General features: G+C 65.1%; 23 protein-coding genes. 5 read left to right on the plus strand and 18 right to left on the minus strand.

Annotated features, from left to right (window positions below; genetic code table 11):
• Positions 1-185: 185 nt before the first annotated feature.
• Both F753_RS37195 and F753_RS37200 read right to left on the minus strand, forming a co-directional pair.
• Positions 186-1,076: a cation diffusion facilitator family transporter gene (locus F753_RS37195; RefSeq protein ID WP_023444965.1), complete on the minus strand. Its 891-nt coding sequence runs from the start codon at positions 1,074-1,076 to the stop codon at positions 186-188.
• Positions 1,077-1,098: 22 nt separating this feature from the next.
• On the minus strand, positions 1,099-1,515 hold the full coding sequence (locus F753_RS37200) for a hypothetical protein (RefSeq protein WP_023444966.1): 417 nt from the start codon (positions 1,513-1,515) through the stop codon (positions 1,099-1,101).
• A gap of 214 nt (positions 1,516-1,729) precedes the next feature.
• Between F753_RS37200 and F753_RS50015 the strand changes: the two genes are divergently transcribed.
• On the plus strand, positions 1,730-2,230 hold the full coding sequence (locus tag F753_RS50015) for a hypothetical protein (RefSeq protein ID WP_245218634.1): 501 nt from the start codon (positions 1,730-1,732) through the stop codon (positions 2,228-2,230).
• A 59-nt stretch (positions 2,231-2,289) separates the two neighbouring features.
• Positions 2,290-4,815, plus strand: a complete 2,526-nt coding sequence (hrpB, locus tag F753_RS37210; RefSeq protein WP_023444968.1) for an ATP-dependent helicase HrpB — start codon at positions 2,290-2,292, stop codon at positions 4,813-4,815.
• Between the two features lie 2 nt (positions 4,816-4,817).
• On the opposite strand, the gene F753_RS37215 is transcribed toward hrpB, so the two are convergent.
• Entirely contained in the window at positions 4,818-5,633 is an 816-nt protein-coding gene (locus F753_RS37215; protein ID WP_031297532.1) for a substrate-binding periplasmic protein, read from the minus strand.
• Between the two features lie 86 nt (positions 5,634-5,719).
• On the opposite strand from F753_RS37215, the gene F753_RS37220 reads away from it, so the two are divergent.
• On the plus strand, positions 5,720-6,550 hold the full coding sequence (locus F753_RS37220) for an SDR family oxidoreductase (RefSeq protein ID WP_023444970.1): 831 nt from the start codon (positions 5,720-5,722) through the stop codon (positions 6,548-6,550).
• Between the two features lie 10 nt (positions 6,551-6,560).
• Here the strand turns inward: F753_RS37220 and F753_RS37225 are convergent, their stop codons facing one another.
• Both F753_RS37225 and F753_RS37230 read right to left on the minus strand, forming a co-directional pair.
• Entirely contained in the window at positions 6,561-6,989 is a 429-nt protein-coding gene (locus F753_RS37225) for a VOC family protein (protein WP_023444971.1), read from the minus strand.
• Positions 6,990-7,066: 77 nt separating this feature from the next.
• A complete protein-coding gene (locus F753_RS37230; protein ID WP_023445485.1) occupies positions 7,067-7,747 on the minus strand; it encodes a YciC family protein in 681 nt (226 codons plus the stop codon).
• Between the two features lie 116 nt (positions 7,748-7,863).
• Between F753_RS37230 and F753_RS37235 the strand changes: the two genes are divergently transcribed.
• Positions 7,864-8,340, plus strand: coding sequence for a LabA-like NYN domain-containing protein (locus F753_RS37235; protein WP_014819014.1), 477 nt, complete (start codon positions 7,864-7,866; stop codon positions 8,338-8,340).
• A 267-nt stretch (positions 8,341-8,607) separates the two neighbouring features.
• On the opposite strand, the gene dxs is transcribed toward F753_RS37235, so the two are convergent.
• The 12 genes from dxs to F753_RS37295 all read right to left on the minus strand — a co-directional run bounded on the left by dxs (position 8,608) and on the right by F753_RS37295 (position 23,123).
• Entirely contained in the window at positions 8,608-10,506 is a 1,899-nt protein-coding gene (dxs, locus tag F753_RS37240; RefSeq protein WP_023445486.1) for a 1-deoxy-D-xylulose-5-phosphate synthase, read from the minus strand.
• 108 nt (positions 10,507-10,614) lie between these two features.
• Positions 10,615-11,502, minus strand: a complete 888-nt coding sequence (locus F753_RS37245) for a polyprenyl synthetase family protein (RefSeq protein ID WP_014819016.1) — start codon at positions 11,500-11,502, stop codon at positions 10,615-10,617.
• A complete protein-coding gene (locus F753_RS37250; RefSeq protein ID WP_023445488.1) occupies positions 11,502-11,744 on the minus strand; it encodes an exodeoxyribonuclease VII small subunit in 243 nt (80 codons plus the stop codon). The genes F753_RS37245 and F753_RS37250 overlap by 1 nt, the downstream gene beginning before the upstream one ends.
• A gap of 139 nt (positions 11,745-11,883) precedes the next feature.
• Positions 11,884-12,645: a siderophore ferric iron reductase gene (locus F753_RS37255; RefSeq protein ID WP_023445489.1), complete on the minus strand. Its 762-nt coding sequence runs from the start codon at positions 12,643-12,645 to the stop codon at positions 11,884-11,886.
• A complete protein-coding gene (locus F753_RS37260; protein WP_023445490.1) occupies positions 12,629-14,437 on the minus strand; it encodes an IucA/IucC family protein in 1,809 nt (602 codons plus the stop codon). The genes F753_RS37255 and F753_RS37260 overlap by 17 nt, the downstream gene beginning before the upstream one ends.
• Positions 14,434-15,021 carry a GNAT family N-acetyltransferase gene (locus tag F753_RS37265; protein WP_023445491.1) on the minus strand — a complete coding sequence of 196 codons (588 nt, stop codon included), beginning with the start codon at positions 15,019-15,021 and terminating at the stop codon, positions 14,434-14,436. Before F753_RS37265 ends, F753_RS37260 begins: the two co-directional genes overlap by 4 nt.
• Positions 15,018-16,172: an MFS transporter gene (locus F753_RS37270; RefSeq protein WP_023445492.1), complete on the minus strand. Its 1,155-nt coding sequence runs from the start codon at positions 16,170-16,172 to the stop codon at positions 15,018-15,020. The genes F753_RS37265 and F753_RS37270 overlap by 4 nt, the downstream gene beginning before the upstream one ends.
• A complete protein-coding gene (locus tag F753_RS37275) occupies positions 16,169-17,488 on the minus strand; it encodes a lysine N(6)-hydroxylase/L-ornithine N(5)-oxygenase family protein (protein ID WP_023445493.1) in 1,320 nt (439 codons plus the stop codon). Before F753_RS37275 ends, F753_RS37270 begins: the two co-directional genes overlap by 4 nt.
• A gap of 11 nt (positions 17,489-17,499) precedes the next feature.
• A complete protein-coding gene (locus F753_RS37280; RefSeq protein WP_023445494.1) occupies positions 17,500-19,023 on the minus strand; it encodes a pyridoxal phosphate-dependent decarboxylase family protein in 1,524 nt (507 codons plus the stop codon).
• 196 nt (positions 19,024-19,219) lie between these two features.
• Positions 19,220-19,717: an RNA polymerase sigma factor gene (locus F753_RS37285; RefSeq protein WP_023445495.1), complete on the minus strand. Its 498-nt coding sequence runs from the start codon at positions 19,715-19,717 to the stop codon at positions 19,220-19,222.
• Positions 19,718-19,806: 89 nt separating this feature from the next.
• Positions 19,807-22,197, minus strand: a complete 2,391-nt coding sequence (locus F753_RS37290) for a putative bifunctional diguanylate cyclase/phosphodiesterase (protein ID WP_023445496.1) — start codon at positions 22,195-22,197, stop codon at positions 19,807-19,809.
• Positions 22,191-23,123 carry an ABC transporter substrate-binding protein gene (locus tag F753_RS37295; RefSeq protein WP_023445497.1) on the minus strand — a complete coding sequence of 311 codons (933 nt, stop codon included), beginning with the start codon at positions 23,121-23,123 and terminating at the stop codon, positions 22,191-22,193. The genes F753_RS37290 and F753_RS37295 overlap by 7 nt, the downstream gene beginning before the upstream one ends.
• 325 nt (positions 23,124-23,448) lie before the next feature.
• Here F753_RS37295 and F753_RS37300 point away from each other — a divergent pair, with 325 nt between their 5' ends.
• A complete protein-coding gene (locus tag F753_RS37300; protein WP_051375873.1) occupies positions 23,449-24,876 on the plus strand; it encodes a sensor domain-containing diguanylate cyclase in 1,428 nt (475 codons plus the stop codon).
• A gap of 142 nt (positions 24,877-25,018) precedes the next feature.
• Here the strand turns inward: F753_RS37300 and F753_RS37305 are convergent, their stop codons facing one another.
• Positions 25,019-25,642, minus strand: a complete 624-nt coding sequence (locus F753_RS37305) for a hypothetical protein (RefSeq protein WP_023445499.1) — start codon at positions 25,640-25,642, stop codon at positions 25,019-25,021.
• Positions 25,643-25,665 lie beyond the last annotated feature (23 nt).

Below are 25,665 nucleotides of genomic sequence, written 5' to 3' on the forward strand. Positions count from 1 at the left end.
CCCCCCCGCCGTGACCACCGAAGGTCTTACCAAGACCGACGGTCCGGGCCCCCGGTGCTCACGAGGCGCCGCGCGAAGAAGCCGTTATCATCGGCCAGACGAATCGAAGAGACCACGCCCAGGCGTGGTCTTTTTCGTTGTGGGCGTTGTGGTGGTGCCTTGGAAATGGAATCCGAAAACTCCAATCACCGCTTCGGCGGCGCTACCTCAAGCGGATCGGCATGCACCAGCACCTCCGCATTCGGATAGCGATCGTGAATCGCGTTCTCCACCGCCACGCACAGATCATGCGCCTGCGACAGCGGCAGGTCCCCCGGCAGCTCGAGATGCAACTGCACGAACCAACGGGTGCCGGAAATGCGTGTGCGGAAGTCATGGCAGCCATGCACGCCCGGCACTTCGCAGACCAGCTTCTGCATCTGCTCGCTGATCTCCGGCGACAGTTCGGTATCCATCAGCACCGCGCCGGCCTCACGGACGATGGTGATGGCGCTCCAGAAGATGTACAGCGCGATACCGATGCCGAACAGTGCGTCCAGTCGCTCCCAGCCGAAGCTGGCCAGCACCAGCGCGAGCAGGATGCTGGTGTTGAGCAAGAGGTCTGAACGGTAGTGCAGCGAGTCGGCGCGGATGGCGGTGGAGCCGGTCACCTTGACCACGTGATGCTGATACCTCAGCAGAATGGCCGTCATCAGCAGTGAAAAGATCATCACCGCGATGCCGACGCCCTGGGCGCCCAACGGTTGCGGATGCAGCAGGCGGTCGACGCCTTGCACGCCAACGAGTATCGCGCTGACGCAGATGAATGCCGCCTGGCCCAGCCCGGCCAGAGCCTCGGCCTTGCCGTGGCCGTAGCGATGATCGTCGTCGGCCGGGCGCAGCGAGTAGTGCACCGCGAGCAGGTTGAGCAGCGACGCGGCGCCGTCGAGCAGCGAATCGGTGAGGCCGGCGAGCAGGCTCACCGAGCCGCTCAGCCACCAGGCCACGGCCTTGCTCAGCGCCAGCAGGATCGCCGTCGCCAGGGCCGCAGCGGTCGCCCGGCGCATGAGCCGGGCGTGGTCGCGGTTGATGCTCATCGCCTGTTAGCCGTTCTCGACATCAGGCAGCGGGGCGCAGACCGAAGGCGGCCAGCTGCTCGACGCTGCCGTTGTGCTGGATCAGGCGCGGGTCGGCCAGCGGCAGGCTGCGGCCGGTTTCCGCCTCGATAATGGCTTTCAGGCGCGCCGGGTCGATCTGGCCGTCGGCGCCGATGGCTTCCTGCAGTTTTTCCGGAGCCACGGAGTACTGATCATCGGGCAGGTAGATCGCGCCAGTGGTGAAGTCGATGCCGAAGGCAATCAATCCAGGAATGATTCCAAATATCAGCCCTACCGCGTTGAGGGCCGCAATCGCCGGGTCGATGCGGCCTTCGATCTGCCCGCGGCGATCCGGGTAGAACAGCGTGCCGCAGGCGGCCAGCTGGGTGAACAGGGAAGCGGCCAACACGCCGCCGATGATTCGGTTACGAGTACGCATAAGGACCTCCTGGAAAAGTGGCGCAACTATACAAGGGCCGGAAGACAGCTGGATGATGTTTTCTCGATATCAGACCATGCCGCGGGCTCGGGTGTTCGGCGTGTGCGCTGACGCATGGGGTGGCTTTACCCAGTCCTTACCGAGGCCTGACGGACCGCTGCATCGGCCGGGCAGATAATCGCGCTGCGATTTCATCCCATCCCGGAGTTCAATCATGTCCAGGTCACTGCCGCGCGCCGCGCTTGGCGCCGTTCTTTCCCTCTGCATCGCCTTGCCGGTCACCGCCGCACCTCCCGGTCCCGGGCCGGGTGCGCATAGAGGGCCGGCGGGACCGGGGACGCAGCATGTGCCGGGCCCGCGTCACAGCCACGGCCTGCCGGCCGGTGCGCGGGAAATCTGGATCGGCAGCATGCTCTACTTCATTGCCGCCGGTACCTATTACCTGTGGAATGTAGAGCGCAATGTCTACGAGCCGGTCAGTCATCCGCCGCTGCCGGCCAGCGAGGCCACGCGATATGATGTCATCGCCTATCCGGCCAAGGACCAGAGCGCCGAGCAGCAGAGCCGCGATCGCTACGAGTGTCATACCTGGGCCGTGAGCCAGAGCGGTTTCGATCCGGCCAGCGCCCGGACGGCTCCGGCGGCGAGCGTTGCCGACATCTACAAGCGCGCCCTTGGCGCCTGCCTGACCGGACGCGGCTATAGCGTCAACTGATGCGCCCAGCTTCGGGCGGGCGCCTCGGTTGTTGAATCGTCTGCCCGAAGCGAGTGCCCATGAATTCCCTACCGATCGACGAAGTCCTGCCGGCGTTGCGCCAGGCCCTGCAACAGCGCGACGAAGCCGTTCTCGAAGCACCGCCCGGCGCCGGCAAGACCACTCGCGTGCCGCTGGCGCTGCTCGACGAAGCCTGGCTGGGCGGGCAGAGCATCATCATGCTGGAGCCGCGCCGTCTGGCTGCCCGCGCAGCGGCTGAGCGGCTGGCCAGTGAGCTGGGCGAGCGCGTCGGCGAAACCGTCGGCTACCGCATCCGGCTGGACAGCAAAGTCGGGCCGAACACACGCATCGAGGTAGTCACCGAGGGCATTCTCGCGCGGCGGCTGCAGGACGACCCGGCGCTGGAAGGCGTCGGCCTGGTGATCTTCGACGAATTCCACGAGCGCAGCCTGGACGCCGATCTGGCTCTGGCGCTGACGCTCAATGCGCGGCAACTGCTGCGCGACGAGCCGCTCAAGCTGCTGCTGATGTCGGCGACGCTGGAGGGCCAGCGCCTGTCGGCACTGCTCAACGATGCGCCGGTGGTGCGCAGCGAAAGGCGCATGCACCCGGTCGAGCAGCGCTGGGGCCGTCTCGTTGCGGCGAATGAGCGTATCGAGCCGCGCGTGATGCAGACGGTGCTGCAGGCGCTGGAGGACGAGCAGGGCAGCGTGCTGGTGTTTCTGCCGGGGCAGGCCGAGATCCGCCGCGTCCACGAGGCGCTCGCCGATCAGCTGGGCGGGCGCGGCGACATCCTGCTCTGCCCGCTGCACGGCGAGCTGGAGCTGGCGCAGCAGCGCGCGGCCATCGAGCCGGCGCCGGCGGGCATGCGCAAGGTGGTGCTGGCGACCAACATCGCCGAGACCAGTCTGACCATCGAAGGCGTGCGCATCGTGGTGGACGCCGGACTGGCGCGGGTGCCGCGCTTCGATCCAGGCAGCGGCATGACCCGGCTGGAAACCCGGCGCATCTCCCGCGCCTCGGCCACGCAGCGCGCTGGTCGCGCCGGGCGCCTGGAGCCGGGCGTCTGCTATCGGCTGTGGTCCGAGGATCAGCACGCGCAGCTGGCGGCCTACGACGAGGCGGAAATCCTCCAGGCGGACCTTGCGGGTGTCGCGCTGCAACTGGCGCGCTGGGGTGTCGAGCCGGACGAGCTGGCCTGGCTCGACCGGCCGCCGGCGGCGGCTTACGCCCAGGCTCAGGCGCTGCTCGAGCGCCTTGGCGCATTGCAGCACAACGAACATGGCGGCTGGCAGCTGACCCGCCACGGTCAGGCCATGGCCGAGTTGCCGGCACACCCGCGGCTGGCGCACATGCTGCTGCGCGGGCATGGCTTGGGTATTGGCGCGCTGGCGGCGGATGTCGCGGCGCTGCTGGTCGAGCGTGACATTCAATCCGGCGGACAGCGCAGCGGCGGCGCCGATCTGGCGCTGCGTCTGCACCAGTTGCAGAGCGGCCGTGGCGCTGCGGTGCAGCGAGTGCGGCAGCTGGCCCGGCAGTTTCGTGGCCTGCTGCGCGGCGCTCCGGGGCAGGGCGACGGAGCGCTGGACGAACAGCACGCGCTGGCCACGCTGCTGGCTTTCGCCTACCCCGACCGCGTCGCCCGGCAGCGCCGCGACGGTGGCGGTGGTTATCGTCTGGCCAACGGGCGCGCGGCGCTGTTCGGTGAGCCGGATGCATTGATGAAGGAGCCCTGGCTGGTGATCGCCGAGTTGGGCAGCCATCAGGGACAACGCGAGGAGCGCATCTATCGGGCGGTCGCGCTGGACCCGGCGCTGTTCGACGGACCGCTGGCCGAACAGGTGTCTCTGCGCGATGAGCTGGAGTGGGACGAGCGCGAGGGCGTGCTGCGCGCCGAACGGCAGCGGCGGATCGGTGAACTGGTGCTCAGCCGCGAACCACTGCCGAACCTCGACGATGACGCCCGGGCTCGCGCGCTGCTCGGCCTGGTGCGGCGCAAGGGCCTGGAACTGCTGGCCTGGACGCCGGAGTTGCGCCAGTGGCAGGCGCGCATCGACCTGCTGCGTCAGCTCGATCTGGACGCAGGCAACAGCAGCGACTGGCCGGACGTCAGCGATGCTGCACTGCTGGAACGGTTGGGCGACTGGCTGCTGCCCTACCTCGGCAAGGTGTCGCGCCTGGCGCACTTCGCCCAGCTCGATCTGGCCGGCATGCTCGCCACGCTGCTGCCCTGGCCGCTGCCGCAGCGCCTGGATGAGCAGGCGCCGGTGGCGGTCAGCGTGCCGTCCGGCTCGCGCATTCGGCTGGACTACAGCGAGCAGCCGCCGGTGCTCGCGGTGCGTCTGCAGGAGCTGTTCGGCCTGGCCGACACGCCGCGGATTGCTGGTGGCCGACAGGTCGTCAAGCTGCACCTGCTGTCGCCAGCGCGGCGTCCGGTACAGGTCACCCAGGACCTGGCGAGTTTCTGGGCCAACACCTACGCCGAGGTAAGGAAGGATCTGAAGGGGCGCTATCCCAAGCATTACTGGCCGGACGACCCGCTGATCGCCGAGCCGACCGCACGGGCCAAGCCACGCGGGCAGTAGGCTCAGTCCGAGGGCAGGCTGAGGTCCTCGCCGGCGACGCGCAACGCTTCATAGGCGTCGTCGAGCGCAGTGACGATGGTCGCGGCGTCGCGTGCATGACGCGAGACGATGAAGTGGATCGGCACCTGGGCCAGGCGCTGGTAGGGCAGCGCTTCCATCCGTAGTCGTTGGCGGGCCTGTTCCACTGGAATCTGGTAGTCGAGCAGGTAATTGCCACGGTTGCGCTGCAGCATTTCCAGCGCGGAAAGGTGATTGCTGGTGCGCAGCAGGCGCAGGTCGAGGCCGGGATCGTCCAGTAGCGCGTTGACGTTCGGCCAGTAGCTGTAGCCGCCGATCAGGATCAGCGACTTGCCGGCAAGGTCGTCCGGCAGGCGCGGCGCCGGCGTACCGGCAAGGCGGTAGAGGTTGAGATTGATCTGGCTGAGCGTATGCCGGCCTTCCAACGTATGGGTCGCCAGTTCCGGTTTGCCTTTGGCACCGGGCCAGAGGTCGATGCTGCCATTCTCCAGCGCCGCGTAGAGGCGGGCACCGGGCAGCCCTCGAAAGCGCACGCCGTAGCCGGCCTCACGCGCGACGCGGCGGGTCAGTTCGGCCAGCTCGCCGCGTGCCATGCCCTGGGCATCGGTGTAGATGGCCGGGGCGAACTCGTAGTAGCCGACGTTGAGGACGCGTTGCGAAACGGGATTGGCCAGGACCGCGGCTGGTAAGCCGAGAAGGGAGGCCAGGGCCAGATAGATGAATGCTTTCAATGGATCGATCGCTGCCTTGCGCTGTTCCAACAAGCATGCGCAGCCGATGCCCGGTTGTCCATGAGCCATATTGCTGCAGCAGCGTGAGGAATGTCGGCCTATATCGACCTATGCTCATACCGAAAGGCAGGCGTGCGGCACGAAGGAGTAGGGGTATGCAGCGCAAGGTGTTCGATCGCAAGGTGTTCAACCGCAAGCTGGTGGTGATCACCGGCGGCTGTGCCGGGATCGGCCGCGCGCTGGCGGTGCGCATGGCCCAGGCTGGCGCGCGGCTGGTGATCTTCGATCTGCATCAGGATGCGCTGGATGGCCTGGTGCAGCATCTGGCCGATCACCACAATGCCGATGCGCTGGGGTTGTGCTGTGACGTCAGCGATGCCGAGGCGGTGCAGCGCGCGATTGCGCTGGTGGTGGAGCGTTACGGCGGCATCGACGTGCTGGTCAACAACGCCGGCATCACTCACCGCAGCCCGGTAGCGAATACCAGCCTGGCAGTGTTCGAGCGGGTGATGGCGGTGAATTTCTACGGCGCGCTGCATTGCACTCAGGCCGCGCTGCCCAGTCTGATCTCCCGCGGCGGGCAGATCATTGTGCTCAGCTCGCTTTCGCAGTATTCGCCGGTGCCCAACCGCGCAGCCTACAACGCCAGCAAGCATGCCCTGCACGGATTGTTCGAGACGCTGCGTTGCGAGCTTCGGGAAACCGACGTCAACGTCATGCTGGTCTGCCCCGGCTACACCGCCACCGATCTGCGCAAGAACGTGCTGGTCGGCGATGGTTCGACAGCGCCCACGCCGGTGCTGGACATCGGTCGGGTCGCTTCGCCGCAGGACGTGGCCGAGGCGATCTATCAGGGCGCGCTGCGCCGGCGCCGGCTGCTGGTGCTGTCGAACCTGGACTGGAAGGCCCAGCTGCTGGCGCGCTGTTTTCCGCGGCTGTACCAGAGCCTGCTGTTACCGCGGCTGCTCGGCGGGCGCGCCTCCTGAGCGCAGCGGGCTAGCTGCCGCTGCCGTAGAGTTGCTGCATCAGCGCCTCGTCCCAGTAGGACGCCTCGATCTTGTGGCCGTCCAGATCGCGTACGAAACAGCCGTAGTAGGGCTCGCCATATTCCGGGCGCGGGCCGGGTGCGCCCTCATCGCTTGCGCCGGCGGTGATCGCCGCGCGATGGAAGGCGTCGACCTCGGCCTGATTCGCAGCGAAAAAACCGACATGGGTGCCGTTGCCCACCGACGCGCTGCCGCCGTCGATGGGTCGTTGAATCCAGAATTCCGGGTATTCACGGCCCCAGGCGACCGCGCCGGGGTGTTCGAGGATTCGCTTGCAGCCAAGGGTGGCGAGGACCTGGTCGTAGAAGGCAACCGCTTCGTCGAAGCGATTGCTGCCCAGTGAAATGTGCGAAAGGATGCTTGGGTTCTGGTCGGCCATGGCGGGGTCTCCTGATGTGGCCGGAGCAAGCCTAGCAGGCTCTGCGCGCCTCGCCTGAACCTCCGTCGAAAGACCGCTCAGCCGTTGTCCGGCTGGCGTGTCGGCGGCTCGGTGCAGAGCATGAAGCAGCGGAACAGCATGATCGTCGGCAGCAACTGCAGCAGGCCGACCACGGCGTCCAGCAACATCGCCGGCACCAGTGGTGGCGTCTGCTCGGCGAACAGCTGGGCGGCGATCCAGATTTCCAGCATCCAGATCGGCAACAGCACGGTCATCACGCAGCCCAGTATCAGCAAAAAATGCCCGCGGGTGAGGGCGAAGCTCTCCTTCAGCGCCGCCAGCGGTGTTTGGCCACGCAAGACCAGCAGGTACTCGGCGAAGGCGATCTTGACCATGACCCAGATGCCGGGCAGCACGAACAGCGAGGCGCCGAGCATGATCAGCAGTGAGCCGAGCCCCGAGAGCACGGCCAGCGCTGGCCACAGCGGCAGGGCCCGGGCGTAGACCGCACGCAGCGCCGGATCGTGGCCACGGCTGCGCGCATCCAGGTAAAGGATCAGCGCGCCGACGTACAGCGGATAGAAGATCAGGCCCACCAGCAGGTCCAGGGCGGGCAGGACGTTTTCGCCGAGCCAGTGATCGAGCGCCAGGCGTGTCGCGCTTTCGAGCAGGATCAGCGGCAGGCAGAGCCGGACGATGGTCAGGAAGTGGCGGGAGTAGAAGAACCAGGCGTCACGCAGGATGGCAAGAACGTTCATTGCAGACCGAAGGTGAGTAATCGTTTCGGGGCGCCACTGTAACGGATGCGGCAAGGACGGGACATGTGCGATTTCGCCGTCCATACTGGAGCCCCCTTTCAGATTCGGGCCGCCGCGTGAAGAAGATTGCCCTGTTCGCCGATGTACAGAACCTCTACTACACCGTGCGGCAGGCCCATGGCTGCCACTTCAACTATTCCGCGTTGTGGGCCGATGTCAGCCGTCGCGGCACCATCGTCGAGGCCTATGCCTACGCCATCGAGCGCGGTGACGCACGCCAGCAGCAGTTTCAGCAAATCCTGCGCAACCTCGGTTTCACGGTAAAGCTCAAGCCCTATATCCAGCGCAGCGACGGCTCGGCCAAGGGTGACTGGGATGTGGGCATCACCATCGACGTGCTGGATGCGGCGGCACGGGTCGACGAGGTGGTGCTGGCGTCCGGCGATGGCGATTTCGACCTGCTGCTCGATCGGGTGCGGGCCGGCGGCGCCGAAGCGACCGCCTATGGCGTACCGGGACTTACCGCGCAATCGCTGATCCGTGCGGCGACGCGTTACGTGCCGATCGAGGGTGATTTGTTGTTGCGTGGCTGAACATCCGCCCACTTTGAGGGGAGCGAGTCTGCCGATAGTGCGACTCGGAGTGGCCAGTGTAGGGTGGATGACGCTTCACCCATCCACCGCAGCGCGGTAAACGCGGCGTGGCTTCTCGCTACGACTCAAATGCGTGTGGCGTATACAGGGTGGATGGTCACCCGTGGAAAATGCTGCGCAGTTTTCCACCCTGCTTTGCTGCGCTGCCGGCTCGGAGGTGATGCGATCGTAGGGTGGATGACGCTCCACCCATCCACCAAAACGACGTCAGGCTTTGCCGAGTGCCGCAAGCCGCTTGCGTACGGCCGCTTCGATGCCGGCCGCATCCAGGCCGCACTCGGCGAGCATTTCGCTGGGCTTGGCGTGCTCGACGTAGTAGTCGGGCAGGCCTAGATGCAGCATCGGTTTGAGAATGCTTTCGCCAGTGAGGAACTCGGCTACCGCGCTGCCGGCGCCGGCCATGATGCTGTTCTCTTCGATCGTCACCAGCAGCTCGTGGCTGCCAGCCAGTTCGCGCAGCAGGGCTTCGTCCAGCGGTTTGACGAAACGCATGTCGACCACCGTGGCGTCCAGCGCCTCGCCGACCTGCATCGCTTCGGGCAGCTGCACACCGAACACCAGTAGCGCCACCTTGCTGCCCTCACGGCGCACCACGGCCTTGCCGATCTCCAGTGGTTCCAGCCCCGGCTCGATGGCCGCATTGGGGCCGCTGCCGCGTGGGTAGCGCACCGCGGCCGGGCCCTCGAAGTGATAGCCGGTGGTGAGCATGCGGCGCATCTCGTTCTCGTCGCTGGGCGTCATCACCAGCATGCCGGGGATGCAGCGCAGGTAGGACAGGTCGAAGCTGCCGGCATGGGTCGGGCCGTCTTCGCCGACCAGGCCGGCGCGGTCGATGGCGAACAGCACGTCGAGGTTCTGCACCGCAACGTCGTGGATCAGCTGATCGTAGGCGCGCTGGAGGAACGTCGAGTAGATCGCCACCACCGGCTTCATGCCTTCGCAGGCCATGCCGGCCGCCAGCGTCACCGCGTGCTGCTCGGCGATGGCGACATCGAAGTAACGCTGCGGGTAGCGTTCGCTGAAGGCCACCAGGTCCGAGCCTTCCTTCATCGCCGGGGTGATGCCGGTCAGGCGCGGGTCGGCGGCGGCCATGTCGCACAGCCACTGGCCGAACACATTGGAGTACTTGGGCCCTGAGGGCTTCTTCGGTTTGACCGGGGCGCCGACCGGCTCCAGCTTGCTGATCGCATGCCAGGTGATCGGGTCGGCTTCGGCGGGGGCGAAGCCCTTGCCCTTCTTCGTCACCACATGGAGGAATTGCGGGCCGTCGAGGTCGCGCATGTTGCGCAGGGTGGCGATCAGCGTCGGCAGGTCGTGGCCGTCGATGGGGCCGATGTAGTTCCAGCCCAGCTCCTCGAACAGCGTGCCCGGCACCAGCATGCCCTTGGCGTATTCCTCGGTGCGGCGGGCGATTTCCCAGGCACCCGGCAGGCGCGAGAGGATCTTCTTGCTGCCTTCGCGCATGCTCGAATAGGTGCGGCTGGACAGGATCTTGGCCAGGTAGTTGGACAGCCCGCCGACGTTGCGCGAGATCGACATGTCGTTGTCGTTGAGCACCACCAGCATGTTGGCGCCGACTTCCGGGGCGTGGTTGAGCGCCTCGAAGGCCATGCCGGCGGTGAGCGCGCCGTCGCCGATCACCGCGATGGACTTGCGCTGCTCGCCTTTCAGACGGGCGGCGACCGCCATGCCCAGGGCGGCGCTGATCGAGGTGCTGGAATGACCGACGCCGAAGGTGTCGTACTCGCTCTCCGAGCGGCGCGGGAAGGCGGCCAGGCCGTCCTTCTGACGCAGCGTAGCCATGCGCTCGCGGCGCCCGGTGAGGATCTTGTGTGGATAGGCCTGGTGGCCGACGTCCCAGACCAGGCGGTCGTCCGGCGTGTCGTAGACGTAATGCAGGGCGATGGTCAGTTCGATCACGCCGAGGCCGGCGCCGAAGTGCCCGCCAGTGTGGCCGACGCTGTACAACAGCTCCTGGCGTAATTCGTTGGCAAGCTCTTCGAGTTCCGCCTCGCCCAGTCGGCGCAGCTGTTCGGGGGTCGCCGCTCGGTCAAGAACGGGCGTCGCGGGGCGAACCCGAGGGATCTCGTGAAAAGTCTTGGGCATCAGGCGGATCGTTGTTGTTGAAAAAAGAGCGGCAGTTTACCCGATGGGCCGTTCGATAAGAACGGCCCCGGGTCCGGTAGGGGTTTGACTGCTATTTCGGCGAAAGGCTCAGTTGCGTCGTTCGACAATGTAGCGCGCCAGCTCGCGCAACGGCTCGGCGGAGATATCGAACGGGCGCAGCGCGTGCAGTGCCTGGTCGCGCAGTTCCAGCGCATAGGCCTTGGCCGCGTCCATCCCGAGCAGTGCCGGATAGGTGGGCTTGTCCCGGGCGATGTCGGCGCCCTGGTGCTTGCCCAGGGTCGCGGTGTCGCTTTCGACATCGAGAATGTCGTCCTGCACCTGGAAGGCCAGGCCGATGGCGCGTGCGTACTGGCTCAGCGAGGCGAGGTTGTCGGCGTCGGCATGGCCGCTGGCGAGCGCGCCGAGCTGCACGCTGGCTTCGATCAGCGCGCCGGTCTTGTGCCGGTGCATCAGCTCCAGGGCGTCGCGATCGAGCTTGAGCCCGACCGAACCGAGGTCGATGGCCTGACCGCCGACCATCCCGGCCGGCCCGGCGGCGCGGGCCAGTACGGCGAACATGCGCAGGCGCAGCGTGGCGTCCTGCGGATTGTGCGCGGCCTGGGCCATGGCCTCGAAAGCGAGACTTTGCAGGCCGTCGCCGGCGAGGATCGCGCAGGCCTCATCGAAGGCCTTGTGCGTGGTGGGCTGGCCGCGGCGCAGGTCGTCGTCGTCCATGGCCGGCAGGTCGTCGTGCACCAGCGAGTAGGCGTGGATCAGCTCGACTGCGCAGGCGGCGCCGTCAGCGCTGGTCTTGTCGCCGTTCAGTGCTTCGCAGGCGGCATAGACCAGCAGCGGGCGGACGCGCTTGCCGCCGTTCATCACGCTGTAGCGCATGGCCTGATAGAGGCGTTCGAGCTGCGGCAGCGGCGGGACGAACAGGGTTTCGAGGCAGCCGTCGACGCGCTGCTGACAGCGTTTCTGGTAGTCGCCGATCATCATGCTTCGGGGTCCGACTCGAAGGGGGCTTCCTGCAGGCTGCCGTCGCGTTCCAGCAGGATCTGCACCTTCTGCTCGGCCTGGCTCAGCGCAGCCTGGCAGTCGCGGGTCAGGCCGATGCCCTGTTCGAAACAGATCAGCGAGTCTTCCAGCGAAAGCTCGCCGCTTTCCAGGCGTTCCACCAGCTGTTGCAGCTCGGCGAGGGATTGTTCGAAATCGAGGGCAGCTTTCTTGCGGGCCATGCGGGAACCTGTCGTCGGCGGCGAGTCGGAAACGGGCGCGACATTAGCAAAGAAACGCCCGCGGCAGCCACAAGGTTCGCCCGCGTGATGTGTATCCAGCTGCGTAAGGTGTCGGGACGCTGCCTGAGGTCAGCGAGCGCTAACCATGCTGCTCGCGCAGGCGTCGAGTGCGCTCGGCGAGCGGCAGCTTCGGGCAGCTGTCGAAGAGCTCGCCATCGGCGCGGCGGAAATGCTGGCAGCAGGCCTTGCGCTGCAAGCCGAGACGGGTGCCGCCATCGGTCAGCTGCACCGCCAGCAGGCCGCTGGCACCCGGCATGCCGCACGCATCCAGCCAGGCATCGGCGCGACGGCAGAGCTGCAGGTTGCCGCAACCATCGGTCCGTTGCGCGTGCAGCAGCGCGGCCATCACGCAATCCGCGGCGAGGCGTTGCGCGAGCTTCGGATGCAGACCGAGCAACGCGCCGCAAGCCGCACGGGCCTGGGCGCAGAACTGGCGGATCTGCTGCCCGGCATGGCGCAGCAGGTGCTGGGCGTCGGCGCGCAGCAGCTGATGATCCGGCAGGCAGAAACCGGCGACGAAGCCCTGCTGCATACCTTGCGCGATGCCCTCCAGTTCGGGCGACTGGTCGTCGAGTTGCACGGCCAGCACCTGCAGATAGATCGGCTGCCAGACCAGCAGCGTCCAGCAGCGCGCCGCCCAGTAGTGCCGGCCCGCTTCCGGGTGCGCTGCCTGCCAGTGCCCCAGCAAGTCCGCCAGTGGCTGCGGGCGATCGAGCATCAGCTCGTCGGGTCTTGGCGAGCCGACGCGCCCGTCCAGTCCCGGCAGGGCGCTGCGCACCCGCAGCAGCAGGTCGTTCAGCGCCTCGTCATCCGCCCATTGGGTTTCAGCGTTCCGGAGCATAGGGCGCGACGGGGTTTTTCAGGGTGCCGGCGAATTTCAGTGCACCGGCCGGATCGGCCAGATCCAGCATCTGCCGGTTGTTGCCCAGTTGCAGACGGTTCAGGCAGGAGCGGGCGAATTCCTCGGCGAACAGGTCGTAGCGGGCGAACTTGTCGCGCAGCTGAGGCTGGCTGGCCTGGTAGTCGGCGATGCAGTCGGCGACCTGTTGCCAGAAGCGCTGTTCCGGCAGGTCGACCTGCTCATCGAGAATCTGACTGAGGTAGCGGAAGAAGCCGTCGAACACGTCGGTGAAGATCGACAGCACCTTGAGCTCGTCGGGCACCGATACCGCGAGACGGCCTACGGCCTCGGGGATCTGCGCGTCGCCATCGAGAATCACCGCTTCCTCGCCGATGTCCTTCATCAGCACGCGAACCGGTACATGATCTTCCAGCACCAGGATCAGGTTCTCGCCATGCGGCATGAACACCAGATCGTGGGCGTAGAAGCAATGCAGCAGCGGCGTCAGATAGGCGTTGAGATAGCGGCGCAGCCAGCGGTCGGCGGTCAGCCCCGAGGCGCTGATCAGCGTCGGCAGCAGGGCGCGTTCGTCGCCATCGCTGTGCAGCAGCGCGGCCATGGTCATCAGCCGCTGGCCGGGTTCGATGTGACCCAGCGGGCTCTCCCGCCACAGCGCCGAAAGCATCTTGCGATAAGGACTGCTGGCCGGCATTGCCTGCTCGTAATAGGGATTGCGATAGCCGATGGCCGCGACTTCGCGCAGCAACTGGAAGCCGCAGTCGCGCAGCAGCGGGTCGTTGGCCACGCGCTCGGCAAGGTAGGCGTTGATCGCGGGCGTCGCCTGCATGTAGTAGGGCGACAGCCCGCGCATAAAGCCCATGTTGAGGATCGACAGGGCGGTCTTCACGTAGCGCCGCTGCGGCTGGCTCTGGTTGAAGAAGGTGCGGATCGACTGCTGCGCGAGGTAGCGGTCATTGCTCAGGCCGAGATGGACGATCTGCCGGTTGGCGATCTCTGCGGCGAAGCCGATGGCGAGGATGTTGTGCCACTGCCAGGGATGCGCGGGCATCAGCAGGTAGTCGTCGGGGTCAAGCTGCAGCGCTCGCAGCTGGCTATGAAACACCTCGAGCTGACCACCCAGCTCCTCGCGTAGCAGGGTCGGCTGGTCGAGCCCGTCGATGGCGCTGTAGCTGGCGCGGCTGCGGTGCACGGCAAGCCAGGCCAGGCGCACCGGGCTTGCCGCTTCCGGCGCGTAGGCGCGGTAATCCTGAGCGTCGAAGCCCATCCGCCCGTTGTTGGCGACGAAGCCCGGGTGGCCTTCGCGCATGCCAGTCTCGATCTGCTGGAAGTCCGCCAGGGCCAGCTGGGCAGCGCTCAGCGGGCTGTTGGCGAGCTTGTAGGCGCTGCCGAACAGGGTGCTGCTGATCTCGTCGAGGTAGACCGGCAGGTTGTTTTCCGAGATGCCCAGGGTGTCGGCGAACTCGATGATGAAGCTCAGCGCGTCCAGTGGCTGCGGCTGGCCATTGCTGAATTTTTCAATGGAGTCAGTAACGATGGACCAGTGGTCCAGCGCCAGCCTTCGTGCCTTGAAGCGGTACTCGGTTGAGCTGTCCGGCACTGCGACGCGGTAGTGGCTGTCGCCCAGCGGCTCGGGGCTGAACAACTTTTCGTGGCTGAATTCAGCCAGGGCTTTCTTCAGCAGCAGGCGATTGGCGCGGGCCCAGTGTTCGGCCTGCAGGTGTTCGGTGGCCAGGTCGCCGGCGGCGGTTGGCAGTTGCACGAGCTGATTCATTGCGGATTCTCCTGAAGGGTGGCGAGGAACTGCGCGCGGGTGCAGAACGCCAGGCAGGCGTCCTTTTCCGGTAGGTGCAGCAGGCGCTGGTAGACGAAGCCGACGCGCTGGTTCAAGGCATGCACCTTGGCGTTGCGCGCGTCGGGCTCGACGACGATGCGCCGCGCGAATGGGTCGGCGAACTGATAGGCGAGGATGCTGCGTATGACTTCCAGGCTGAAGCCGTGCACGGGCTTTTCGCAGGGTGCGAGCAGCAGGTGCATGCCGCGGTCGCCGGGGCGCACCTGGTAGTGATCGGCGAGGCGGTCATGGGCTGGGTGATAGCCCTCGAAAAGGAACGCGGGTTCGCCGTTGCACATACCGATGGCAATGTCGCGATGGCTGCTGCGCTGGATCTCGCCAACATAGTCGGCCAATTGCGCCAGGCTCAGATGGCTCATGGCCCAGAAGCGCGCATAGTCGCGGCGCAGCCAGTCCTGCAGCAGCGGCAAATGCTCCGGCTGCACGGTCTCGAAGTGCATGGCGCCAAGCGCGCAGTAGCGAACGAAGCGCGGACCATCCGCGCGGGAAAGAGCGGTATTCATGATTTGGCTCCACAGAGAGACGCGCTGACTGGTGCTGAAACCAGCAGCCAGCGCAGTACGTAGGCGGTGAGAACGAGGCCGAGGGCGGACAGGAAGAACGGCGCGGCGAGGCCGGCATCGCGCACCACCAATCCGGCGAGCCACGACGCGGCGAGCACGCCGAGGTTCTGGAAGATGTTGATCAGGCTGTAGTCGCGGCCGTAGTGCTCCGGCCGGCTGAGGGCGAACAGTCGTGCATCCAGCGCGACGGTGAGCTGGTACAGCGCCCAGCCGAATAGCACGCGCCCGGCCAGTACCAGCGGCATCTGCTCGATGCCCTGCAACGCCAGCCCGGTCGCGCCCAGCAGCAGCCAGGCGGTCAGGTGCTGCCCGGCGTGGTAGTGCAGGGCCAGGGCGAGCAGCGCCAGCATGCCGGGAATGGCATAGACCAGGCCGGTGATCCAGCTTGCCTGAGGCCCGCCGAGCTGTTCCCAGTACACCGTGAAGAACGGCCGCGCCAGGTAGATGCAGAAGTAGAACGCCAGCATCAGCAGGCACAGCCGGGCAATGGCCAGGTGCTCCCCGCGCGGCCGCGGTGGCGTGCTTGCATCGACCCGAGTCGGTTGCGGCGCATGGCGCAACAAGAGCAGGCTGACAGCCATCTGCACGAAATCCATCAGGCCCATCAGCACGAACATCCGCGCCGGACTGAGGTAATGCAGCACCCCGCCGCCCAGCGTCGCGCCTGCGATTGCGCCCAGATGCACCACCACCGAGAGCAGGCCGATGGTGCGCACCTGCTGGTCGGTGCCCACCAGGCCCATGACGTAGGGATACATCAGCAGGTAGCTGGCCTTGAAGGCGATCATCGTCAGCGACACCGGCCAGAACAGCCATTGCTGCTCGATCGCCGCGCAGGCCAGCGCCAGCAGCCCAGCCATCAACTGGCCGAAGATCAGCAGGCGCAGCGGATGCGCATGCCTGGACAGGCGCACCCACAGCGGCAAGGCAAGCATCGCCACCAGGCATACCGCGGCCAGGTACAGGCCGACCTGCTCGCTGCGCAGCTCGCCGAAGCGTTCGGCGAAGTACTGCGGATAGAACGGCATCAGCAGGCTGTCGCCGAGCACCGCCAGCAGCGTCATGCCGATCAGCGCGCGTCGCAGCGTCATCGCGCCGCCACCGCGCCCTGGGGTGTCACCGGCTGCGGCAGGCTGAACTGCTGGAAGGCGATCTTCGTTTCCACCGCGTAGTGCTCGCGCCCGCAGATCTCGCGCAGGATTGAGGCATTGCGGTAGCAGCCCATGCCGAGATCCGGCGTCACCAGGCCGTGATCGACCAGCCCGGCGTTCTGTACGAAGACCTCACCGCCGTTGCGGTCGATGCTGTAGTTGCGCGCCACGGCAAAGCGCTCCGGCGCCTGCCAGGCGATGCGCTCGGCTATCGGCTGGATGCAGCGCGGCAGGCGGTACTGATACCCGCTGGCCATCACCAGTGCGTCGCAGCGGTGGCGATAGCTCTGCTCCAGTTCGTGCTGGAAGAACTCCAGCTCCAGCGTGCCATCGCTCAGGCGCTGGCAGCGACGCAGCTCGGCGTTGGTCAGCAGCTGGGTCGGCACCTCGCCCTTGAGGCTCTGGTTGTACAGCTCGTCGTAGATGGCGTTGATCAGCGTGGCGTTGATGCCCTTGTACAGGCCCTTCTGGCTATCGATGAGCTTTTCCCGGGTGTTGCGCGGCAGGCTGTGGAAGTAGTCGATGTACTCCGGGCTGGTCATTTCCAGCGTCAGCTTGGTGTATTCCAGCGGGAAGAAGCGCGGCGCGCGGGTGATCCAGTTCAGCTGGTAGTCGTGGCGGTCGATTTCCTGCAACAGGTCGTAGTAGATCTCCGCCGCGCTCTGGCCGCTGCCGACCACGGTGATCGAGCGTTTGCCCTGCAGTCGCGACTTGTCCTGCAGGTAGTTGCCGCTGTGGCTGACGTGCTCGGCCAGTGCCTCGCAACAGGTCGGCAGATGGGGCGTGGTGCCGGTGCCGAGCACCAGACGGCGGGTGAGGAACTCGAAGCCCTCGCCGCTACGCGTGTGCACGCCGCGCACCCGGTAGCAGCGGCGCTCGTCGAGGTAGTCGACGTGCTGGACGAAGTGCTCGAAGCGCAGGCTGTCGAGCTGCTCGACCACCCACTGGCAGTACTGGTTGTACTCGCGGCGCATCAGGAAGAAGTCTTCCTTGATGTAGAAGGCGTACAGCCGCCCGACCTGCTTGGCGTAGTTGAGAAAGCTGAAGCGGCTGGTGGGGTCGGCCAGGGTCACCAGATCGGCCATGAACGGCGTCTGCAGGGTGGCGCTGTCGAGCATCATGCCGGGATGCCAGTTGAAACCCTCGGCGCGGTCGAGAAACAGGCAATCGAGCCCGTCGATGGGTTCGGCCAGGCAGGCCAGGCCGAGGTTGAACGGGCCAATGCCGATGCCAATGAAGTCATACATCTTGTTCATGTGCGATCTCCTTACTGGTTGGCGGCGGTGGGTAGGCCGTCGAGCAGGCGAGTGCCGTGGCCGCGAATCAGCTCGACGATGGTGCGCAGGTCGTCCAGCGTGGTTTCCGGGTTGAGCAGGGTGAACTTGAGGTGCTGCCGGCCCTCGACCACGGTGGCGGCGATCACCGCCGCGCCGGAGCGGAAGATCGCCTTGCGGATTTCGCGGTTGATCGCATCCAGGCGCTCGTCGGCCACGCCCGGGGCGACGAAACGGAACACCAGCGTGCTCAGGCGCGGGGCGAAGACCTCGAAGGCCGGGTCTTCGGCGAGCAGGCGATGGGTGTCGGCAGCGCGGTCGATGACCTCCTCGAACATCGCCCCGATATGCTCGGCGCCGAGGATGCGCAGGGTCAGCCAGAGCTTCAGTGCGTCGAAGCGGCGGGTGGTCTGGATGCTCTTGTTGACCAGGTTCGGCGTGCCCTCGCGGGTCTGGCTGCGCGGGTTGAGGTAGTCGGCGTGGTGAGTGATGTAGCTCAGGTGCTGACGCTGGCGAACGAAGAAGCCGCTGCAGCTGACCGGCTGGAAGAACGACTTGTGGTAGTCGACGGTGACCGAGTCGGCGTGCTCGATACCGGCCAGCCAGTCGCGGTAGCGCGGTGCGACCAGCAGACCGCCGCCATAGGCCGCGTCGACGTGCAGCCAGACGCCATAGTGCTGGCACAGCGCGGCGATTTCCGGCAGCGGATCGATGCTGCCGAAGTCGGTGGTGCCGGCGGTGGCGACCACGGCCATGGGCAGCTCGCCCAGGCGCTGACAGTCGGCCAGGGCCTGGGCCAACGCCGGCACGCTCATGCACTGGGCACTGTCGGTTTCGATGCTGCGCACGGCGTCGTAGCCCAGCCCCAGCAGCGCTGCGGATTTCTGCACACTGAAGTGGCTGGCGCGGGAGGCGAAGATACGTAACCCGGCGGCATCGGCCGGTAGGCCATGACGCAGATTGCCGCCGTGGCCGGGCAGGCGGTTGCAGACGTGCTCGCGGGCCAGCAGCAGGCCCATCAGGTTGGACTGGGTGCCGCCGCTGGTGAACACGCCGTCGGCCTGACCGCCGAGGCCGATACGCGCACAGGTCCAATCGATCAGGCGCTGTTCGATCAGCGTGCCGCCGGCGCTCTGGTCCCAGGTGTCCAGCGAAGAATTGAGCGACGACACCAGCACTTCGGCAAGCAGCGCCGGCAGCACCACCGGGCAGTTGAGGTGGGCGACGTAGCGCGGGTGGTGGAAGTACACCGCGTCGCGCAGGTAGAGCTGATCCAGCTCGCGCAGCGCGGCGCCGGCGTCGCCCAGCGGACGCTCAAGATCGACGCGCTCGAAATCGGCGGCCAGTTCCTGCGGAAGGATGCCGCTGAACGGCTGCTGCTGGCGCTGCAGACACTGCTGCACCAGGTTCAGCCCCTGCTGCATGAGCTGGCGGTAGTCATCGTGATTGCTGCGGGTGAACAGCCCGTTGCTGACGGGGCCGGGGGCGAAGGGCACTACGGTACTGGACGGGGTCATGCACATTCCTCGGGCCGAGCGCGGCCGCGACCCGGAGCGGGCCGTTTTCGCGGCTTCGGTGGTTTCTTGTCTGGCGGCTGGACCGCACGAAAGCATCTGCGAGGATGCCGGTTAATCGAGAATAACTCTCAATTGCGCAAGGGCACAGGCAAGACGAATCAGCGCGGAAAAACCATTACGGCGTCGAAGAAAAAAGTTACGGCCGCTCCAGTCGCTGGCGCGCCTTAGCAAGCTGGGCGATCACGGTATTCACCGAGATGGCAAGGCGTCCGGCTATCTCGGCCTGGCTGAGACCTTCCAGCCGGGCCAGTTCGAACACCTCGCGGCAACGCGGCGGCAGGTCATCGAGCTGGCGTAGCACGCATTGCAACGCGCAGTGGTTTTCAACCAGAGAGCAGGGGTCGGCCTGCACGGCTTCGATGAGTTCGAGCGGAGCTTCGTCTGATGCACCGAGCAAGGCGCGATGGCGCATGGCGTCGCGGAGCAGATTGGTGGCGATGCGAAAGAGATAGGCCTTGGGATTGTCGAGACGCTGCTCGCGCATGACCTGGGCGAGCTTCAGCCAGGCATCCTGCGCCAGGTCCTCGGCCAGCGCGCGACAGCCGCCGAGGCGCGTGAGGTGGGCGACCAGTTGCTGGCGATGATGGACGTAACACTGCAGGCAGGAATCGGAAATCTTGTTGTTGTCGCGCATGGGAGCGTGCCACCGAGAGGGGCAACGAAACTATCCCAGATGCGAACCGTTCGCAATTGCAGGCTTAATGCTGGCACGCCGGTCGGTGCTTATCCGTCCAGCGGCAGCTGCAGGTTGATCGGTCGACCGTTCTGCTGCAGGCGGCACTGCGCTGCCGGCTGCGGCCGTGCGTAGTGGAATCCCTGCAAGCTGGGGCAGCCGTTGAGCCGCAGGAACGCCGCCTGACGCTCGTTCTCCACGCCTTCGGCGACCACGTACAGGCCGAGGTGGCTGGCCATGGTGAGGATGCCGCGCACCAGCGCGACCGACTGTTCGCTATCCGGCAGCCCGCTGACGAACTCGCGGTCGATCTTGATGCCATCGAAGCGGAAGCGTTGCAGATAGGTCAGCGAGGCATAGCCGGTGCCGAAGTCGTCGAGCAGCAGCGGCAGCCCGGCGGCCTTCAGGCGGCCGAGGGTCTGCTGGACATGCTCATCGGCTTCGAGCAGCGCACTCTCGGTGACCTCCAGTTCCAGCATGCTTGCTGATGCGCCTTCTTCCTCGAGAATCGCCAGCAGGCTGCCGGCCAGATCCGCCTGGCGGAAGTCCAGTGGCGAGAGGTTGACCGCAATGCGCAGCGCATGCCCCATGGCGTGCCAGCGACAAGCCTGTCGGCAGGCTTCACGAAACACCCAGCGGGTCGCCTCAATGATCATGCCGCTCTCTTCCAGTACTGGAATGAACACCCCGGGCGGCACCAGGCCGCGGTCCGGAGAAGCCCAGCGCAGCAGGGCCTCCATGACTTCCGGTTCACCCTGGGCGTTGACCTGCGGCTGGTAATGCAGCACGAACTCTTCGTGATCCAGCGCGCGCCGCAGTGCCTGCTCCAGTTCACGGCGGCTGGCGGCCGCGTCGCTGAGTGCTTCGTTGTAGATGACGGTACGATTGCGTCCGGCATCCTTGGCCGCGTACAGCGCCAGGTCGACGCGCTTGAGCAGCTCGGTGGTGCTGTGCCGGCCGTCGCTGACCGCGATGCCGATGCTCGGGCTGACGAAGCACTCGTACTGACCGATGCGCACCGGCAGCTCGAAGCGGTCGATGATGACTTGCGACAGTTGTTCTGCACGCCGGGCATCGCTGCCGTCGATCAACAGCATGAACTCGTCGCCGCCTGTGCGCGAAAGCAGGGATTTTTCAGGCATCAGCTGGCCGAGGCGATCGCCGATCTGTATCAGCAGCTTGTCCCCGACTTCATGGCCGAGGCTGTCGTTGATGCGCTTGAAGTGGTCCAGATCGAGGTAGAGCAGGCTCAGCGGTAGGCGGGCTGCCAACAGCTGGTCGAGGCGCTGCATCAGGTAGTTGCGGTTGGCCAGCTGGGTCAGCGGATCGAAATGGGCGAGAAAGCGCAGTCGTTGCTCGGCGCGCAGGCGGTCGCTGATATCGCGCAGCAGGACCAGGAAATGGCGCACGCCGTAGCGCTGGAATGGCGTGCAGCTGATCTCCAGCGGAATGTCCTGACCGTTTCGGCGGCCGGTCAACTCCAGCGTCGTGTTCGCCGGCGTGCTGCGCAGGCGTGCGGTGGCATCGCGTTCGGTCAGGCGGTCGTCCGGCACGTTGCCGACAAGCTCCTCCGGCGTGCAGCCGAACAGTGCGGCAGCCGCGGGGTTGGCTTGCAGCACGCGCAGTTCGCGGTCGACCACCAGCATGCCGATCGGCGCCGTGTCGATCAGGTCGCGTAGCAGCTGTTCGCTTTCGCTGAGGGCCAGCTGCCGCTCGTGCAGCTGGTTCATCATGCGACTGAGGGTGGCGGCGAGCCGGCCGATCTCATCGCGGCCGGCCACCGCCAGGGTCTGTGGTCGCTGGTCGATGGCGAACTGCCGTGCGGCCTGGTCGATGCGCGCCAGGCGGCGCGTCAGCAGGCGTCCGTAGATGCGGTTGAGGATCAGGCCGAGCAGCAGCAATAACGTCAGGGTCTGGGCCAGATAGAACCATGCGTCACGTTTGGTCTGCGCGAGCATCGGCGTGAAGTCGTATTCGGCCAGCAGCGCTTCGCGCACCGGCTTGCCGTTCTGTGCGACACGGTCCAGCGGGTAGATCGCCAGCTGTCGCGCGCCTTCGCCGGCCCAGGCGGGACGACCGCTGTCGACATGGGACTTGAGCGCGGCGGCGTCGATCAGCTCCAGGCGCTCGGCGGTCAGGCCCAGCCGGGTGGTGGCGATTATCTGCAGGTCAGGGTCGATCACCATCGCCCAGCGCACCCCCTCCAGGCTCGCCAGGTCGGCCAGCTCCGTCTCCAGCTCGGCGTTGCGCCCCAGCCGGCGATGGTCGCTCAGGCTGCTCTGCAGCAGGGCGAGGTGCTGTGCAGTGTGGTCGCGCCAGTCGGTGAGCGTTTCCTCGATGCGCGTCGGCAGGTGCCAGGTGGTCAAGAGCACCGTGAACATCAGGCCGAAGATGCCCAGCAGCAGGGGCAGCGATTTTCGCAGCGACAGTCTTGTCAGCATTCGAGCACCTCACAGCGGGGGACCAGCCCCTCATGCCGGACGTTGTTCAGCAGTTGTCGTTCGCCCATGTACTGGTTCAGACGTTCGATGCTGCGGTGTAGCTGGCCGTCACGGAGCCATTCGCGATTGACCGCGCGATCGCCCATGAGCAAGCCGTCCAGCGTGACCTGCAGCGCAGCGGGCGTCAGGCCCAGGCGTGCGAGCAGGCGCGGGTCGGCTTCGTTGCGATGATCCTGCCAGGCGCGCAGGGCGTCGAACCAGAGCGCTCTGAGGCGCTTGCGCTGCTCAGGATTGACCCGCTGGCGATCAACGACCAGAACGTCGACGATCTCCCCCGGCAGTTGGCGGCTGTCGAAGATGCGGCGCGCGCCGCTGGCCTCCAGCGCCGGCCCTTCCGAGGCGAAGGTGATAACCGCATCGACACGTCCGGCGGCATACGCCTCGACCTGCTCATGCACCGGCAGGCTGAGCACCTCTAAGTCTGCAATGGTCAGCTGCGTCTGATCCAGCACACGGGAAAGGAAATAGGCACCAAGCGCAGTGTTCTCCACGCCGATTCGCCGGCCGCGCAGATCGTCGACCGTGGCTATCGGGGCGCGGGCGAACAGGACGTCCGCGCCGGCGGAGACATTGGTGACCAGAATGATCTCCAGATTCAGATCGGCGCTGGCCTGCAGTAGCAGCGTTTCGTCCAGGGTCAGCATGGCGGCATCCAGCATGCCATTGCGAAAGCCGCGCAGCACACCGGTGGTGGTCGGGTATTCGACCAGGCGAACACCGCTCGGGGCCGTCCATTGCAGCTCGTCCGCCAGATAGAACGGTGCATAGCCGAGCCAGCGGTTACTGCCGACCCGGACGGAGTCCGGGTCGGGCTGGCAGCCGAGCAAGGCGATGAACATCAGCAATAGGATTGAGCCCCGGACCATGCGATCACTCCGTGATACCTGAATGCCACCATAGCGAAACCGTACGGTCACGGGAATCCCTGCTAAAGCAGTGGGTATAGCGGCGCCAATAAAGTGGCTAAATTTTTTTTTAGGATAAAAGAATGGCGCTATGACATCATCGCAATGCCGTAGCTATTTGAGTGCGGGGAGCTACACCCTACGTGTGGACTAGGTCCTGAGTCCCGACCTCGACGGCTGCCTGCATTCGGCATCAGAGAACTTTTTGTAGGTCTAAAGGTAGTAACGCTTGAAACGTAAAGCAGGGCTATTTGCAGTTCTTATTCTTGTATTCGCACTGGTTCCGATGTGGTCCTTCGTTTTGGATGAGGTCAAACATCAGCGCACATTGGCTATGGACACGGCGCGCAATGATGCAATGAACCTGGCTACAGCCTTCGAAGCGCATGTACAAAGCGTCATTGGGCTAATGGATTTCGTGTTACTGGACATGCGCAAGCATATGCTTGAGCGCTCTGCCTCTCAGAGCTACGTATACGAGGGATTGCTGAACTACGGAAATTTCGTCAAGCAGGTTGCGGTGATAGACAAGAACGGCTTTTTGGTTTTTTCCAATCTCGCCTCTTCCGAAAAGCCTGTGAACTTGAGTGATCGCGAGCACTTCCGTGTGCATCGCGATCACCCGTTAGAAGATCGTCTGTTCATCAGCAAGCCGGTTCTGGGGAGGGTGTCGAAACAATGGACGATCCAGTTCACCCGCCCGATTCACCAAGATGGTGAGTTCTCCGGTGTGTTAGTGCTCTCTGTGCCCACCAACTTCTTTGCTGACTATTACCAGCAGATCAACGTTGGCGCGAACGGCAGCATCGCCTTAGTTGGCACCGACCGCAGTTTGCGAGCTATCGCCTCAGGAGTTGCGATACCTGGTCGCTACGGTCGCTTTAAAGTGCCGGAAGACAGACCTTACTTCGATCAGAATGCTCCGGCACATGGTTTCTACGAAGGTGTAAGTTCTATAGACGGTGAGTATCGCTTGGGTGCCTACCGGCGGCTGACGGATGGCGATGTCGTGGTTGTGGTGCTGTTGTCGCCGAAGGACTTCATGGCGGCGTTCCATAAGCGCAGAGAGTTGCTGATTGCCTCGGCTGGCATCATCTCGCTGCTGCTGGCAGTGGTCGCGCTGCTGATATTCGTCCTGAGCAGTCGCTATTTCCAGAGCACGGAAAAGCTGCGCCAGTCTCACGATCAACTGGCGCAGCTGGCCAATACCGATGTGCTGACGGGGGTGAGCAGCCGTCGATCGTTCCTGACCGGCCTGGAGGCCGAGCTTGCCCGGGCTCGCCGCCACGATGAAAGCCTCAGCCTGCTGATGCTCGACATCGACCACTTCAAACGCGTCAACGATGTGCACGGCCATCCGATCGGCGACGCGGTACTCAAGCAGTTCACTGCGACATGCGCCAGCATGCTGCGCGCGCACGATCTGTTCGGCCGTCTCGGTGGAGAGGAGTTTGCAATTGCACTGCCGCATACAGATCCCGACGGCGCACGCAGTGTGGCCGAGAAGATCCGCATGGCCATTGAGCAGGCGCCATTGACGACCGCAGCGGGCAACATCGAGATCACGGTTAGCATCGGCGTGGCCCAGACGCAGGCCGGGCAGCATGAGATCGATCAGTTGATCGCGTGGGCGGACAAGGCGCTCTATGACGCCAAGCACGGAGGTCGAAACCAGGTTCGCGTCGGCCGCCCGGAGGACGAAGCGGAAGGCTAAATCGCGGGCAATAAAAAAGCCGGCTTGTGGCCGGCTTTCTTGTCTTGTATATCTTTGATTTTAAATAATTTTTATTTTAAAGGTCATATAGACCCATACTTTGACCCACACTGAGGTGGGCCGCTGCCTGGGGGAGGTGATCTCAGATGTTCCTTGGGCTCATCATTTCATGCTTCGCTACGATGGCCCTGATTGCCTCCTGGATCTCGCGCATTCGCTTCTCGGCAATCTTGTTAGCTTCGGACTCCTGCTCAGAGGAAAGCTCGGGTGCCTGCTCGTTAAGATATACCTGCCAGCCTGACAGTCGTTTCAAGCAGGTGTCTAGGTGTCTCGTGGTCGCGTCGAGTCTGATTTTGTTCAGCTCTTGCGCAAGCTTGCTTGAGTTGCGGGTGATTGTTTTCTCCAGAGCCCAGCGCCGCTTTTCCTCTTTCCGATCTTGGCTCGATTGCTGAGCTTCTTCGATCAGGCTTTCTATGATCGCTGTTTCGGTAGTTCCAGCGCTTTTTGCCAGGCCCTTTAGCTTGGCCTTGGTGTCGCGCGGCAAGGTGAAAGAGCATGTGGCCCTCCCTTTTGCCGATGCCCTGTACCGCTTTTGCCTGAGATTGTTTCTCGCTCTGCCGATGAGCTTCAACCCCTCAGCCATCGTCTCAAGCTTGCGGATACTTTGGATCAGCAGAGCTGCATTGGGCAATTTCCGTTTTTTTATACCCGGTTGCGTACCCGGTTTCGTGGTTTTCACTATGAGCGTTTCGAGTTGGTCGAGCATGCGCCGACGTCGGCTGCTGCGAG

Source organism: Stutzerimonas chloritidismutans AW-1 (assembly GCF_000495915.1).
Lineage (GTDB): Bacteria > Pseudomonadota > Gammaproteobacteria > Pseudomonadales > Pseudomonadaceae > Stutzerimonas > Stutzerimonas chloritidismutans.